Source organism: Pseudomonas guariconensis (genome assembly GCF_040822035.1).
Lineage (GTDB): Bacteria > Pseudomonadota > Gammaproteobacteria > Pseudomonadales > Pseudomonadaceae > Aquipseudomonas > Aquipseudomonas guariconensis.
Map to the genome: position 1 here is coordinate 3,731,498 of NZ_CP162012.1, position 15,067 is coordinate 3,746,564.

At 61.8% G+C, this 15,067-nt stretch carries 11 protein-coding genes; 2 read left to right on the forward strand and 9 right to left on the reverse strand.

Annotated features, from left to right (window positions below):
* Window positions 1-222: 222 nt before the first annotated feature.
* The 8 genes from AB1N67_RS17240 to ppsA form a co-directional block, all read right to left on the reverse strand.
* Window positions 223-1,257, reverse strand: a complete 1,035-nt coding sequence (locus AB1N67_RS17240) for an OmpA family protein (protein WP_043206737.1) — start codon at window positions 1,255-1,257, stop codon at window positions 223-225.
* A gap of 110 nt (window positions 1,258-1,367) precedes the next feature.
* The gene (gene sigX, locus AB1N67_RS17245) at window positions 1,368-1,934 is read right to left on the reverse strand and encodes an RNA polymerase sigma factor SigX (RefSeq protein WP_043206738.1); all 567 of its coding nucleotides are present in this window, start codon (window positions 1,932-1,934) and stop codon (window positions 1,368-1,370) included.
* 113 nt (window positions 1,935-2,047) lie between these two features.
* Window positions 2,048-2,872: a mechanosensitive ion channel domain-containing protein gene (locus AB1N67_RS17250; RefSeq protein ID WP_043206740.1), complete on the reverse strand. Its 825-nt coding sequence runs from the start codon at window positions 2,870-2,872 to the stop codon at window positions 2,048-2,050.
* A gap of 2 nt (window positions 2,873-2,874) precedes the next feature.
* Entirely contained in the window at window positions 2,875-3,126 is a 252-nt protein-coding gene (locus tag AB1N67_RS17255) for a hypothetical protein (protein ID WP_043206741.1), read from the reverse strand.
* A gap of 111 nt (window positions 3,127-3,237) precedes the next feature.
* On the reverse strand, window positions 3,238-4,233 hold the full coding sequence (locus AB1N67_RS17260; RefSeq protein ID WP_043206743.1) for a zinc transporter ZntB: 996 nt from the start codon (window positions 4,231-4,233) through the stop codon (window positions 3,238-3,240).
* 27 nt (window positions 4,234-4,260) lie between these two features.
* Window positions 4,261-4,752, reverse strand: coding sequence for a ribonuclease E activity regulator RraA (rraA, locus tag AB1N67_RS17265; protein WP_043206744.1), 492 nt, complete (start codon window positions 4,750-4,752; stop codon window positions 4,261-4,263).
* A 91-nt stretch (window positions 4,753-4,843) separates the two neighbouring features.
* Complete coding sequence (locus AB1N67_RS17270) at window positions 4,844-5,836, reverse strand: alpha/beta fold hydrolase (RefSeq protein ID WP_182815949.1); 993 nt, start codon at window positions 5,834-5,836, stop codon at window positions 4,844-4,846.
* A gap of 96 nt (window positions 5,837-5,932) precedes the next feature.
* Window positions 5,933-8,308 (reverse strand): phosphoenolpyruvate synthase, encoded by a 2,376-nt coding sequence (gene ppsA, locus AB1N67_RS17275; protein WP_070573363.1) that lies wholly within the window; start codon window positions 8,306-8,308, stop codon window positions 5,933-5,935.
* Window positions 8,309-8,486: 178 nt separating this feature from the next.
* On the opposite strand from ppsA, the gene AB1N67_RS17280 reads away from it, so the two are divergent.
* A complete protein-coding gene (locus tag AB1N67_RS17280; protein ID WP_043206750.1) occupies window positions 8,487-9,305 on the forward strand; it encodes a pyruvate, water dikinase regulatory protein in 819 nt (272 codons plus the stop codon).
* 128 nt (window positions 9,306-9,433) lie between these two features.
* Here the strand turns inward: AB1N67_RS17280 and AB1N67_RS17285 are convergent, their stop codons facing one another.
* A complete protein-coding gene (locus tag AB1N67_RS17285; RefSeq protein WP_070573361.1) occupies window positions 9,434-14,299 on the reverse strand; it encodes an NAD-glutamate dehydrogenase in 4,866 nt (1,621 codons plus the stop codon).
* A 338-nt stretch (window positions 14,300-14,637) separates the two neighbouring features.
* Between AB1N67_RS17285 and AB1N67_RS17290 the strand changes: the two genes are divergently transcribed.
* Window positions 14,638-14,991: a hypothetical protein gene (locus AB1N67_RS17290; protein ID WP_367863316.1), complete on the forward strand. Its 354-nt coding sequence runs from the start codon at window positions 14,638-14,640 to the stop codon at window positions 14,989-14,991.
* Window positions 14,992-15,067 lie beyond the last annotated feature (76 nt).

Consider the following 15,067-nt stretch of genomic DNA (forward strand, 5'->3'; position numbering starts at 1 on the left):
AAGACTCGCGGTGAGTGAGGGGGCGATTATAGCCACCGCGCGGCTCGGACGACAGGGCTCTAGGCTCATGGGTTGCTTGTCAGTTCCACATCGCGTGCCCTAAGCGGACGAGAATCCCTGGAAAACAGGCGTGCAGCAATTCTCCTGGGACCCTCACCGGGCGTCCCCCGAAAAAAGAAAAACCCGGCCGAGGCCGGGTTTTTCATGAAGCATCAAACCAAATTACTTGGCCTGGGCTTCGACCTGAGCTTCAACGCGACGGTTGATGGCGCGGCCTTCTTCGGTGGCGTTATCAGCAACCGGACGGGTCTCACCGTAGCCAACCGAGTCGATACGGCTGGATTCAACACCGTACTGCTGGGTCAGGACCTGCTTGACAGCATTGGCGCGACGCTCGGACAGCTTCTGGTTGTAAGCGTCTGGACCAACGGAGTCGGTGTGACCTTCAACGGTGGTGGTGGTCTGTGGGTACTGCTTCATGAAGTCAGCCAGGTTCTTGATGTCACCGTAGCTGTTTGGCTTGACGACCGACTTGTCGAAGTCGAACTTGACGTCCAGCTCAACACGTACGACTTCGGCAACAGCCGGGCAGCCGTCGGCGTCAACGGTAACGTTGGCCGGGGTGTCAGGGCACTTGTCGACGTTGTCGCAAACGCCGTCGTTGTCGCTGTCGGAGCAGACTTCAGCAACAGGAGCCGGAGCAGCTTCAGCTTGCTTCGGGCTACCGCCGAAGTTCATGCCGATACCGACGCTAGGAGCCCACTCGGTGTCGCCCTGGTCGATGTTGTACTGAGCTTCAACGCCAGCACGGGCGTAGAACATGTCAGTGATGTACCACTTGGCGCCAGCGCCAACGTTGGCGAAGGTGGAGTGGTTACGACCACCACGGCCGGTCTGGCCCAGGCTCTGGTGCGAGAAACCAGCCGAAACGTACGGACGGATGGCGTCGTACGGGTTGTTGAAGTGGTAAACGGCGTCCAGGGCAGTGTTGGAGCCCTTGATGTTCTTACCGTCTTCGCCACGAGCGTTGTGAACTTCGTCATAGCCCAGACGCAGTTCGACGTCGTCGGTCAGGAAGTAACCGATCGAGCCACCGAACAGGTTGCCGTCGTTCTTGAAGTCGCGCTGGCTGTCGAAGAACTCTTTCTTGTAGAAGAGTTCGGTCTCGACGGCGCCTTGACCTTGTGCCAGAGCGCCAAACGAAGTGGCGGCTACAAGCGAACCAATGGCCAAGCCCAAGGTGTTTTTCAATTTCATCCGTTAAATCCCCATCTGGTGATAGTTAAGCAGTCCCACCAACATCCGGGGGACAACTCGACGGCAAGTCTAGCAGAACTTGCCGGTTGGTTAGAGATATTTACGCGGTGCTAAGTTTCAGCCAGCCCCGTAAATTTCTCTCTAAGCTTGTCGAGCGCACGCTTGTAGCGCATTTTCGTGGCGCTCAGGCCCATGTGCATGATGTCGGCGATCTCCTGAAATTCCAGCTCTGCGACAAATCGAAGCACTAGGATTTCCCGGTCGATCGGGTTCACATGCACCAGCCATCTGTCCAGTCCGCCCTTCTCTTCGGCCTTGGGTGCCTTCTCTTCGGACGCCTCTTCAACAGGGTCCAGACTCAAGGCATCCATCAACCGTCGCTTGCGACGCTCCTTGCGGTACTGGGTAATGCATTCGTTGTAGGTGATGCTGTAGAGCCAGGTCTTGAACTTGGACTTACCCTCGAAGTTCTTCAGACCGTAGAGCACCTTGAGCATCACTTCCTGGCAGACATCGTCGGCATCCCGGTCGTTCCCCAGATAACGCGCGCAGACGTTGAAAAGGGTCCGCTGATAGCGCCGCATGAGTTCTTCATAGGCGCGCGTTACGTGATACAGCTCCTCATGCGAACGCGCCACCAACTCCTCATCGGTGAGCTCACGGGGGTCATAGCGCATGGGCGGCGAGTGAACTTTATTCAAAACGGATCTGGCCGACAGTCAGGTCAATGTCGCCGCGCGGCCCCCTTGGGCCGTTTTCGCGGCGGCATACATTAACAGCTTTTGTGCGGTTAGCGGCTATTGACTCGCTGTTCGAGCAATTCTCGATTCGAAAGCGACACCAATTCGCCATCATCGGTCAGCAGGGTCGTCTTGACCGTACCGATCTCCTCGATATGCCCTTCAACCTCTCCAATCCGCACCTGCTGGCCCACTTGATAGAGTTCGCGCACGTAGATGCCTGCCAGTATTTGCCCGGCAATTTCCCGGCTGCCCAGCCCCATCGCCAACGCAACGGCCAGACCAACGGTAATCAGGCCGATGACGATGACATGGTTGAGCAGATCGGTCTTGACCTCCAACTGGCTGATCGCAACCGAGATGCTGATGATAATCACCAGGCCTTGGGCGATACGCCCGACGCCTGCGGCATACTCCAGACCGACGCCTTCGGCAGCGCCACGTACCAAGCCATTGGCCAACTGCGCCAACAGCACGCCAGCCAGCAGCACTAGAGCTGCGCCAAATACCTTGGGCAGGTAAAGGGCGAGCATGTCCAAGGTGGCCGAGACACGCTCAAGGCCCAAGGACTCGGCGGCCGAAACCAGGAAAATCAGCAACACGAACCAATAGACGATCTTGCCGATCAAGGTAGAAATCGGGACCTGGATGCCCACCCTGCTGAGCATCTTGGTCAGACCGGTACCGCTCATCAGGCGGTCCAGGCCGAACTTGGCCAGCAGTTTGGACAACAACGTATCGAGCAGCTTGGCTACCACGAAGCCGAGCAACACCACGACCAGGGCGCCGAACAGGTTCGGGATGAAGTTCGCCACCTTGGTCCAAAGGGCGGTCATGGCGGTGACCAGGCTCTGGGTCCAGAGATCGAGTTCCATATTCAATCGGCCTTATCTGCTTTTCTGCCAGCGGCAGGGTTGCGACGCACCGGCGCGACATGCGCCGAGCCATTGTTCACAGCGATCATCAGCGCCTGGCTCCAGCGCCCCAGCAAGCTGAACAGATCGCCCGCGCCGACCTGGCGGTTGGCGGTCTTGAGGACGCGACCCAGGCATGCGGCATCGTCTCGGTCCTGGCCGGACGGCGATGCCTTGAGCAGGTCGCGCAAGGATTCTTCAAACGGATCGTGCATAGGCACCTCGCGCAATGTCTGTCAAAGACGAGGGCTCGGGACTACGGGTCACACATGAATATGGGACGGATGTTTCAAAATGCCTCATGCATCCCCCGGCCGGACAGCCCATCATACCCAGCGTAACCGTCGGAACAGCCACCATTGCCCCGCCGCCAACCCCAGCACCACGGCGCAGGCGAACAGGAAGCCATACGGGCTCTCGGCGCCCGGAATGCCCCCGACATTGATGCCCAGCAGGCCGGTGACGAAGCTCATCGGCAGGAAAATGCAGGTGATGATGCCGAAGCGGTACATGGTCCGGTTCATCCGCTCACTGCGCCGTCGATCCTCGCTTTCCAGCACCAGAGCGGCCCGCTCGCGGGTCAGCTCGAGCTCTTCGAGATAGCGGATCAGGCTGTTGTTCAGCTCGTTCCAGTAGTCGGCATCCCCTTCGCCGAACCAGCTCCACTTGTTGCGCGAAAGTTGCGCATAGAGTTCCCGCTGTGGGGCGAGAAAACGCCGTAGCCCAGCAGCACGACGGCGGATCTGTTGCAGGCTGCCTTGCACCGGCGAATACCGTTCATCGGTTTCCACCTTCTCTTCTTCGAGATCGACCACTTCCGACAGGTCGCTAACCAACGCCTGGACCTTCTCGGTAAGCAGCTCCCCCATCAGCAGCAACAGCTCGGAGGCCGACTTCGGCCCCCTGCCCTCGTCCAATTGCTGAAGCACTTCATCACTGGCGCGCAGTGGTCGCAGGCGCAACGAAATCACTCGCCGGGCCTCGGCGAAGATCCGCACCGAGACCATGTCTTCGGGCTCGGCGCCGGGATTGAGATTCACGCCCCGCAAAAACAAAAGCATCTGCTCGTTGGCCAAGGGCAACAGACGCGGACGCGTGTTCTCTTCCAGCAGCAAGTCGCAGGCGAAGGTGCTCAGGCCGCTCTCCTGGAGCAACCAGGTACGCGTCTGGGGATGGCTGCGATCCCAGTGCAACCAAAGGCTTTCCTCTGGTTGCAACTGGAGCGCATCCAGCGCTGTCCGGGCAATCGAGCGCGCACCGCCTTTACCATCGAGCACCAGGGCATGGACCAGCCCCCACTGCGCGTTGTCTTCCTCGAACATTCCTGCTCCATCAGCGCGCGCGGCGCATCACTCCGGCATTTTCAACGGGCTTGGCGAGACGATCACGCCATTGTTGTCGGCATACACATATTCGCCCGGACGGAAGGTCACCCCAGCGAAGGTCACGGCCACGTTGAGATCGCCAATACCGCGCTTGTCGGTCTTCATCGGGTGACTGGCCAGGGCCTGGACACCGACGTCGGTCTGCACCAGCACGTCCACGTCACGCACACAGCCATAGATCACCAGGCCTTCCCAGCCGTTCTTGGCCGCCTTTTCGGCCAGCATGTCACCCAGAAGCGCGCGGCGCAGCGAACCACCGCCGTCCACCACCAGGACCTTACCCTTGCCATCGAGCTCGACCTGCTCCTTGACCAGCGAGTTGTCCTCGAAGCATTTGATCGTGACGATCTGGCCACCAAAGGAATCGCGGCCACCGAAGTTGCTGAACATGGGCTCCAGGACCTGGACCAGGTCCGGGTAGGCGTCGCACAAGTCGGGCGTTACGTAATGCTGCATGGCAAACTCCTGTCAGTCACAACGAAAGCGGGTTTGAGCAAGGCTACACCGGGGAGGGCCTTGCAGTCATCCGAGACTACTCAGTCAGCCGCTACTGCTCTTCGGCGGATTCGGCGGCCACCGTAGCCCCCGGCAACGGTGATTCAGGGGCCCTCAGCCAGCGCTCCACCAGTGGCCATACCTGCACCTGGGCCGCCTTGCTAACCAACATGTCCACATGCCCGAATGCGTCGAAGCCTTCTTCAGCGCCAAGCCGTAAAAACTGCTTGCGCTGGCCACCCAACTGCTCGAACAACTTGCGGCAGGCCCAGACCGGGTCCTGGTAATCTGCCGCACCGGCCACTGCCAGCACCGGCACGTTCACGGTCGCCAGCCCCGCCCACCAGTCGTCCTGCTTGTCGCCGAAACGCCCGAACAGGCCGTGCCAGCCCAGGGTCTCCAAGGCCAGACCGATCGGCTCGTCCTCCGGCCCACGTTTGAGCCGCGACCCGGACAGCTGACCTAGACGCTTGAGCAGCAAACGCGCGCTCCAGGCCACAGGCGGAACCTTCAACGGCCAATAGACCCGACTGACCTGGGTACCGAAGAACGCCGCGCTGGCCACCTGCTCGGCTGCCAAGTACGCGCCGCCCAGGGCTGCGGCGAGGATGGTGCCACCCAGGGAATGGCCGATCCAGTGCGGCGCCTGGCCGACCTGCTCCTGGATGAATGCGCCGATCACCGGCAAGTCGAAGCGGGCATAGTCGGCCACCCGGTTGTGACGCCAGTGGCGGTTGCGGGGAGAAAGTCCATGGCCGCGCATTTCCGGAATCCACACATCGAACCCGGCGCGCGCCAGAAAGGCGCCTAGGCCGACGCCCTTGGGCGAATACCAGAAGCGGCGATTGGAGAAGCTGCCGTGCAGGAGAATCACCGGCACGCCTTGGGCTACGGCCTGGTCGGCCAGCCCCAGGCGTGTAACGGCCAACTCGACGCTGGGGTCGGGGCTGTTGCCGGCCTTGATCCGGTACACATCCTCGCTCAGATCACCCCGGCGCTCGGCGCTGAGCAAGGCCACGGGAAACAGGGTACTGCTGCTTTGCATAGGTCGATTGCACAAAAAAGGGCGGGATCCATCGCTGGAACTCGCCCTGGAAGAAACCAGGCAGGGGCGCCGTGAAGCGCTCCCGCGTTCATTGCATCATGCCGCGCCCTGATCCTCAGCCAGGAAGAACCAGGTCTCGAGCACCGAGTCTGGGTTCAGCGATACGCTCTCGATGCCCTGCTCCATCAGCCACTTGGCCAGGTCTGGGTGATCCGAAGGGCCCTGGCCACAGATACCGATGTACTTGCCGGCCTTGTTGCACGCGGCGATGGCGTTGGCCAGCAGCTTCTTCACTGCCGGGTTACGCTCGTCGAACAGGTGGGCAATGATGCCGGAGTCACGGTCCAGGCCCAGGGTCAGCTGGGTCAGGTCGTTGGAACCGATGGAGAAGCCGTCGAAGTACTCGAGGAACTCATCGGCCAGCAAGGCGTTGGACGGCAGTTCGCACATCATGATCACACGCAGACCATTGACGCCACGGCCCAGGCCGTTTTCGGCCAGCAGATCGACCACCTGGCTCGCCTCGCCCAGGGTGCGCACGAATGGCACCATGATCTCGACGTTGGTCAGGCCCATTTCGTCGCGCACACGCTTGAGGGCGCGGCACTCGAGCTCGAAGCAGTCACGGAACGACTCGCTGATGTAACGCGAGGCGCCACGGAAGCCCAGCATTGGGTTCTCTTCTTCCGGTTCGTACAGCTTGCCGCCGATCAGGTTGGCGTATTCGTTGGACTTGAAGTCCGAAAGGCGCACGATGACCTTCTTCGGATAGAACGCCGCGGCCAGGGTGCTGATACCCTCGACCAGCTTCTCGACATAGAAGCCGACCGGGTCGGAGTAACCGGCCACGCGCTTGTCGACGCTTTCCTTGAGGTCGGCCGGCAGGCCTGCGTAGTTGAGCAGCGCCTTGGGGTGCACGCCGATCATGCGGTTGATGATGAACTCCAGGCGCGCCAGGCCCACGCCTGCGTTCGGCAGTTGGGCGAAGTCGAAGGCTCGGTCCGGGTTGCCGACGTTCATCATGATCTTGAACGGCAGCTCAGGCATGGCGTCGACCGAGTTCTGCTTGACGTCGAAGCCCAGCTCACCTTCGAAGATGAAGCCGGTGTCGCCTTCGGCGCAGGAGACGGTCACGCCCTGGCCGTCCTTGAGCACTTGAGTGGCATTGCCACAACCGACGACCGCCGGAATGCCCAGTTCACGGGCAATGATCGCCGCGTGGCAGGTGCGCCCGCCGCGGTTGGTGACGATGGCGCTGGCGCGCTTCATGACAGGTTCCCAGTCCGGGTCGGTCATGTCCGAGACCAGCACGTCGCCCGGCTGGACCTTGTCCATCTCGGAGACGTCGTGGATCACGCGAACCTTGCCGGCGCCGATGCGCTGGCCGATGGCGCGACCTTCCACCAGGACAGTGCCCTTCTCCTTGAGCAGGTAGCGCTCCATGACATTGGCGCTGGAACGGCTCTTCACGGTCTCGGGACGTGCCTGGACGATGTACAGCTTGCCGTCGTCACCGTCCTTGGCCCACTCGATGTCCATCGGGCGCTGGTAGTGCTGCTCGATGATCATGGCCTGCTTGGCCAGCTCGCTGACCTCGGCGTCGGTCAGGCAGAAGCGCGCGCGGTCGGCACGGTCGACATCGACGGTCTTGACCGAACGACCGGCCTTGGCCTCGTCGCCGTAGATCATCTTGATGGCCTTGCTGCCCAGATTGCGGCGCAGGATGGCCGGGCGGCCGGCCTGCAGGGTTTGCTTGTGGACGTAGAACTCGTCAGGGTTGACCGCACCCTGTACGACGGTTTCGCCCAGGCCGTAGGCGCCGGTGATGAACACCACGTCACGGAAGCCCGACTCGGTGTCGAGGGTGAACATCACACCGGCGGTGCCGGTTTCCGAACGGACCATGCGCTGCACGCCGGCGGACAGGGCGACCAGTTTGTGGTCGAAGCCCTGGTGCACGCGATAGGCGATGGCGCGGTCGTTGAACAGGGAGGCGAACACCTCCTTGGCGGCGCGGATCACGTTGTCCACGCCACGGATGTTCAGGAAGGTTTCCTGCTGTCCGGCGAAGGAGGCGTCCGGCAGGTCTTCAGCGGTGGCCGAGGAGCGCACGGCCACGGCCATGTTGTCGTTGCCTTGGGACATTTCGGCGAAGGCGGTGCGGATTTCGGCATCCAGACGCGCCGGGAACTCGGCTTCCATTACCCATTGGCGGATCTGCGCGCCGGTCTTGGCCAGGGCGTTGACATCATCGACGTCCAACGCGTCCAGGGCTGCGTGGATACGGTCGTTCAGGCCACTCTGCTCGAGAAAATCGCGGTACGCCTGAGCCGTAGTGGCAAAGCCGCCCGGCACCGATACGCCGGCACCTGCGAGGTTACTGATCATCTCGCCCAGGGATGCGTTCTTGCCCCCCACATGCTCTACATCATGGACGCCGAGCTTATCGAGGGAAACTACGTACTCTACCAAGGTGATCTCTCCACTAACTGTATTGGAAAAGCTCAAGGGCGGCCGCCTGTCACACTGACTTGGCCGGACGCTTGTGGCCTGGACCTGGAAAATAAGTGAGAATGCCAAACAGTCAAGTTCGGCAAACCGAACCTATCATACTCCAGAAAACTTCGGCAGCTTAAGGCCCAGGGTGCAAATGAAACGATCCGCGTTCTTCATCTCCGACGGTACCGGTATCACTGCAGAAACACTGGGCCAAAGCCTGCTGGCACAATTCGAAAGCATTCCTTTCAATAAATTCACTCGCCCCTACATCGACACCCCGGACAAAGCCCGGAGCATGGTGCAGCAAATCAATGCTGCCGCCGAACGGGACGGCATGCGGCCGATCATTTTCGACACCATCGTCAACCAGGACATTCGGGAAATCCTGGCAACGTCGAACGGCTTCATGATCGACATCTTTTCGACGTTTTTATCCCCGCTCGAGCAGGAATTGACCGCCCATTCGTCGTATTCCGTGGGCAAGTCCCACTCGATTGGCGGCAACTCCAACTACATGGAGCGCATCGAGGCAGTCAACTTCGCCTTGGATAACGACGATGGCGCGCGCACCCATTATTACGACAAAGCCGACCTGATCCTCGTGGGCGTGTCGCGATGTGGCAAGACGCCGACGTGTTTGTACATGGCCATGCAATTCGGCATCCGTGCGGCCAACTACCCACTGACCGAAGACGACATGGAACGCCTGCAATTGCCGGCGGTACTGAAAAAGTACCATCACAAGTTGTTTGGCCTGACCATCGACCCCGACCGCCTCACCGCCATCCGCCACGAGCGCAAGCCCAATAGCCGCTATTCGAGCTTCGCCCAGTGCGAGTTCGAGGTGCGCGAGGTGGAGAGCCTGTTTCGCCGGGAGAACATCCCGCACATCAACTCCACGCATTTCTCGGTGGAGGAAATCTCGGCGAAGATTCTGGTTGAGAAGGGTGTAGAGCGGCGTTTCAAGTAACATCCGCGCCGTTTGTTTCGCGGGCCTATCCGTTCCCGCAGACGTGCCCGCCGCCGTCACGAATCTCGACAGCCCCAATGAAAAAAGCCCCGGCATCGCTGCCGGGGCTTTTTGTTTTCAGCTTACGCTCAGGACGGTATCACCGCCGCCTGCCCGCTCATGGCCAAGTCGACCAGCTCACGGTTGGCCACCGCATACATCGCGTAGTCGGTGCCCGTGGCGTTGCGCAGGTCATCGAGCATGGCGCGCCAGCGCTCCGTCATCACCCGGTGCTGTTCACACCACAGTGCGACACGGGCGTCCATGTCTTCCGGTGCATCGGCCATCTGCAACACAGAGATGGTGATCGCTCGCTGTTGCAGGTCGATGTCGTCGCGGAACGCCTCGCGGGCCAGGGCCTGCCAGTTGTTCTCCACCGGCAGGTTGCTGATCTCCTGCAGATACCAGGTCAGGTCCAGCGAGCTGCCCACGGCGAAGAACGCCTTGGCCACCTGGGCCGGATCGTGACCGGTGACATCCGAGGCCTCGATGATCGGCAACAGGGTGTACAGGTGGGTGGTGCCTGCGACCATGCGCGCCAGCAACTCCGGCACCCCGGCTTCGACGAAGCCCTGGTAGCGTTGCTGCCAGCGATCGCGGGTCGGGCCTTCGAGCAGCTCATCGAGCTTCAGGCCCAATTGGGCGATCTTCGGCCCGAAGTGCGCGACATCGCGACCGGCATCCTGCTCGTTGCGGCGGCTGCGCAGGAACCAACGGGTCGCGCGACGCCCCAGGCGCATCAGCTCATCCATCAGGGTCAGCTGGATCTCGGCCGGGACTTGGTAGTCCAGCGCCTCGATCTGACGGAACCAGTGCGGCAGGTGGAAAATGTCCCGAACGATCACATAGGCACCGGCGACGTTGGCCGGGCTCATGCCGGTGGATTCCTTCAGACGCTGGACGAACGTGATGCCCATGTTGTTGACCAGGTCGTTGGCGATCTGGTTGCTGACGATTTCGCGCTTGAGGCGATGACGGCGCATGGCGTCAGCGAACTTGCTGACCAGCGACGGCGGGAACGCGTTCTCCATGTCGCGGGTCAGGTAGTCGTCATCGGGCACCAACGACTTGAGCAGTTGCTCCTTGAGGTCAATCTTGCTGTAGGAAATCAGCACCGACAGCTCGGCGCGGGTCAGGCCCTGGCCTGCGGCCAAACGCTCGGCCAGTTGCTCCTCGGACGGCAAGAACTCGATAGCCCGGTCCAGTTTGCCACGCGACTCCAGATCAGCCATCAGGCGCTTGTACTCGGCGATCCGCTCCAAGGCACGGCGGGCCGCCAGGGACAGGGCCTGGGTCTGTTTGTAGTTGTTGCCCAGCACCAGCGAGGCGACTTCGTCGGTCATGCTACCGAGCAGTTGGTTACGCTGCTTCTCGGTCATGTCGCCACCCTGCACCACTTCGTTGAGCAGGATCTTGATGTTGACCTCGTGGTCGGAGCAGTCCACGCCACCGGCGTTGTCGATGAAGTCGGTGTTGGTCGCGCCGCCGTTGAGGCCGAACTCGACCCGGCCAAGCTGGGTCATGCCCAGGTTGCCGCCCTCGCCCACCACCTTGCAGCGCAGTTCATTGCCGTTGACCCGCAATGCGTCGTTGGCCTTGTCGCCGACATCGGCATGGCTTTCGCTGCTGGCCTTGACGTAGGTGCCGATACCACCGTTCCACAGCAGATCCACAGGGGCCTGCAGCAGTGCGTGCAGCAGTTCGGTCGGCGTCAGGCGGTCGGCTTCGATGGCGAAGCGTTCCTTCATCTGCGGGCTGATGGCGATGCTCTTGGCGCTACGCGGGAAGATCCCGCCGCCTTCGGACATGATGCTGGTGTCGTAGTCGCTCCAGGCCGAACGCGGCAGCTCGAACAGGCGCTTGCGCTCGACGAAGCTGGTGGCTGGGTCAGGATTCGGGTCGATGAAGATGTGCAGGTGGTTGAATGCCGCCACCAGCTTGAGCTTGTCCGACATCAGCAGGCCGTTGCCGAACACGTCGCCGGCCATGTCGCCGATACCTACCACGGTGATCGGGTCTTCCTGCACATTGATGCCGCGTTCGCGGAAGTGGCGCTGCACGCCGACCCAGGCGCCGCGAGCGGTGATGCCCATGCCTTTATGGTCGTAGCCAGCCGAACCACCGGAGGCGAAGGCGTCGCCCAGCCAGAAGCCGTAGTCGTTGGCGATGCCGTTGGCGATGTCGGAGAAGGTCGCGGTGCCTTTGTCCGCGGCCACTACCAGGTAGGGGTCGTCGTCATCGTGACGCACCACGTTGGCCGGAGGTACCACGCCGCCGTCCTTGAGGTTGTCGGTAATGTCGAGCAAGCCCGAGATGAAGATCCGGTAGCAGGCAATGCCCTCGGCCTGGATCTCGTCGCGGCTACCGCCCAACGGCAGACGGCGCGGCAGGAAACCACCCTTGGCTCCCACCGGCACGATCACCGAGTTCTTCACCTGCTGGGCCTTGACCAGGCCGAGCACTTCGGTACGGAAGTCTTCTTCACGGTCCGACCAGCGCAGGCCACCGCGGGCAACGTTGCCAAAGCGCAGGTGCACACCCTCGACCCGCGGCGAGTAGACGAAGATCTCGAACTTCGGCACCGGCTTGGGCAGCTCGGGGATCAGCTTGGGGTTGAACTTGAAGCTGAAGTACGACTTGTTCTGCCCGTTGGCGTCCGGCTGGTAGAAGTTGGTGCGCAGGGTGGCCTTGATCAGGTCCAGGTAGCGACGCAGGATGCGGTCTTCGTTGAGTACCTGGACCTCGTCCAGCGCAGTGAGAATGGCCTGCTCCAAGCGCTGCTGCTTGTCGTCCAGGTCCTCGACGGTGAGCTTGCGTGCCAGGTAGAAGCGGGTCTTGAACAACCGGGTCAGCTCGCGGGCGATGTCGGTGTGGTTGTTCAGGGTACTGGCGATATAACCCAGGTCGAAGCCCAGGCGGATCTGCTTGAGGTAGCGTGCGTAGGCGCGCAGCAGCGCCACGTCACGCCATGGCAGGCCGGCGGTCAGTACCAGGCGGTTGAAGGCGTCGTTCTCGGCGTCGCCCTTGACGATGTGGATGAAGGCATCCTGCAAGATGTCGTTGAGCTGTTGGATGTCCAGGTCCAGGCCTTCGCTGTAGGTGAAGGCGAAGTCGTGGATCCAGTATTCGCGACCACTGGCATGGCGCAGGCGGTACGGGAACTCGCCGAGCACGCGCAGGCCCAGGTTTTCCAGGATCGGCAGCACATCCGACAGCGCCAGCGGGGTGTCGGCGTGGTAGAGCTTGCAGTGCAGCAGGCGGTCGCCCAGACGGGTCAGCGGCTGGTAGAAGCTCATCGCCAGCGGCTTGCTCTCGGACAGCGCCAATACATGCTGCATGTCGACGACCGCCGAGTGGGCAGCGAAGCGCTCGCGGTAGCCGGCCGGGAAGCCTTTGGGGAAGTCGGCCAGGATGTTGGTGCCCTGGGCCTCGCCGAAATTCTCCACCACCAGGGCGGAGTAGTCGTCCTGCCAGGAACGGCAGGCCTGGATGACTTCGTTTTCCAGCTGCTGGGGGTCCAGGTCGATGCGGTTCTTCGGATCGACGCGCAGGATGAGCTGAACACGCGCCAGCACCGACTCGGAGAAGAACGTCCAGAACTCGCAGTCGCTGGCCTTCAGGCGCTCCATCAGCACCTGCTGAATCTTCTGGCGCACCTCGGTGGAGTAGATTTCACGCGGCACATAGGCCAGGCAGTAGCAGAAGCGGCCGTACGGGTCCTTGCGCAGGAACACGCGGATCTTGTTGCGCTCCTGGATCTGCACGATCGACATGACCGTGGTGAACAGCTCGTCCACTGGCGTCTGGAACAGATCGTCACGAGGCAGCACCTCGAGCACCTGGGCCAGCTCCTTGCCCAGGTGTGCCTTGGCGTCGAAGTGCGAGCGGCGCTCGACTTCAGCGACCTTGCCACGGATGTACGGAATGGTACGCACGCTCTCGCCGTACACCGACGAGGTGTACAGACCCATGAAGCGGCACTCCTTGACGACCTTGCCGTCGGCGTCGATCTGACGGATCGACACGTAGTCCGGATACGCCGGGCGGTGCACACGGCTCGGCTGCGAGGCCTTGGCGAACGACAGCAGCTCAGGCGCGCGCAGGTAGGCGACGGCGTAGTCCTCGATGCGCAGGTCATCGGCGCCCAGCCCTGCGCGCAGCAGGCGGGTCAGGCCGAGGAACGAACCTTCGTCATAGACCAGGTGGCCGCCATCGGCGTCGGACTCGACCACGAACTCTTCGTAACCGAGGAAAGTGAAATGGTTGTCCAGCAGCCACGACAGGAAGCTCTTCACCTCGGCCTTGTCATGTTGTGCCGGACCGAATGCGGTCTGCTCTACCAACTCCACCAGGTCGCGGACCTTGGCCTTCATCGGCTCGAAGTCGGCGACAGCCACCCGCACCTCGGCCAGCACCTGCTCGATTTCCTTCGTCAGGGTGGTCAGCTCGGCAGCGCTGGAGCAGCGGTCGATCTCCAGGTACATCAGCGATTCATGGCGCACGCCCTCGCCCTGGGTGCCCTTGGGCAGCAACTCCAGCAGCTCGCCCTTGGCGCCGCGGCGCACGCTGAGCACGGTGGTCTGCAGGGTGTGGATGCTGTAGCCGCGACGGTTGAGTTCGGTACGCACCGAGTCGACCAGGAACGGCAGGTCATGGTGCAGCACCTCGACCACGGTGTGGGTCGATTGCCAGCCGTGGCGTTCGTAATCGGGGTTATAGACCCGCACCTGCGGGTGTTGGGGGTCGAAGCGCTCGATGATGCGCCAGGCAGAGAGGGTGCAACCGGCCAGGTCCGAAAGCCTGCGCTGGGTGAGTTCGTCCAGAGAGATGATGCCGAAGAACTGTTCGGCGAACAGCGCCACTTGTGGCAGTGCCTGCTCGCTGATGTGCTGCGCCAGGGCCGCTTGCAGTTGATGCTGGAAGTCGGCTTTGCTGGCTGCGGTGAAGAACGCCATCTGTGGTACTCCGCTTGGGCTTTGTTATTAGGTGAAGCGTCGCGTGCGTCCGCCGTTCACGGTCAACGATAGTCAAACCGTGACGACAGGGCGGTGAAAACCAGGCGTTTGGACGCGATCTGCACGTCCATCCGTTCCATGGATGGGCACCTGCAAAGACGACTGCCCCTCAGGGCTGTGGCTTTACGGGTGTCCATCGACTGGGCAGCTTAACGACTGAGCGGTCACCACGGCTTGCAGCGCTGCGACAATTTCGGTCAAGGGGCGGTAACTTTACGTTTATGTCCATGCCCAAGGCTGTCAGAATTCCCGCTCATTTCTTTGACCTGAGCCTGCCCATGCAACTGAAAACCGCCCTGCTCTTCGCCACACCCTGCGACGAAGAGGAAGACAACATGGCGACCTTGTGCTGCCACAGCGACAAGGGGCAGATGTTCCTGCTCACCCGTTACCCCGACGAAGACACCGTGGACCTGACCCTGGACGACGAGCCCTCGACGCTAGACGGGCTGAAGGTCACGCTGAGCGCCGACCGCCTGCTGATCGAGGTGGCCGCCGGCGACCGAGATGCGCTCAAGGGCTCGGAGCAGCTGGAGATCCTACTAACCTCAGCGGGCACGGACCTCGAGGAGGTCGAGCTGACTTTGCGCAACATTCTCGACGGCACCGGGACCTACGTCAGCGAGCTCTGAACGCGGTAGCGGCAGGCTTGCTTTCTCAAGGGCCCGCTCTCATAACCCCTTGAAATCGTTGACAGGCGATCCTCAC

What these genes read in the sequence shown, in the direction of transcription:
- AB1N67_RS17240 (WP_043206737.1), bottom strand. Translation starts at nt 1,257, where the DNA reads ATGAAATTGAAAAACACCTTGGGCTTGGCCATTGGTTCGCTTGTAGCC.
- sigX (WP_043206738.1), bottom strand. Translation starts at nt 1,934, where the DNA reads ATGCGCTATGACCCCCGTGAGCTCACCGATGAGGAGTTGGTGGCGCGT.
- AB1N67_RS17250 (WP_043206740.1), bottom strand. Translation starts at nt 2,872, where the DNA reads ATGGAACTCGATCTCTGGACCCAGAGCCTGGTCACCGCCATGACCGCC.
- AB1N67_RS17255 (WP_043206741.1), bottom strand. Translation starts at nt 3,126, where the DNA reads ATGCACGATCCGTTTGAAGAATCCTTGCGCGACCTGCTCAAGGCATCG.
- AB1N67_RS17260 (WP_043206743.1), bottom strand. Translation starts at nt 4,233, where the DNA reads ATGTTCGAGGAAGACAACGCGCAGTGGGGGCTGGTCCATGCCCTGGTG.
- rraA (WP_043206744.1), bottom strand. Translation starts at nt 4,752, where the DNA reads ATGCAGCATTACGTAACGCCCGACTTGTGCGACGCCTACCCGGACCTG.
- AB1N67_RS17270 (WP_182815949.1), bottom strand. Translation starts at nt 5,836, where the DNA reads ATGCAAAGCAGCAGTACCCTGTTTCCCGTGGCCTTGCTCAGCGCCGAG.
- AB1N67_RS17280 (WP_043206750.1), top strand. Translation starts at nt 8,487, where the DNA reads ATGAAACGATCCGCGTTCTTCATCTCCGACGGTACCGGTATCACTGCA.
- AB1N67_RS17285 (WP_070573361.1), bottom strand. Translation starts at nt 14,299, where the DNA reads ATGGCGTTCTTCACCGCAGCCAGCAAAGCCGACTTCCAGCATCAACTG.
- AB1N67_RS17290 (WP_367863316.1), top strand. Translation starts at nt 14,638, where the DNA reads ATGCAACTGAAAACCGCCCTGCTCTTCGCCACACCCTGCGACGAAGAG.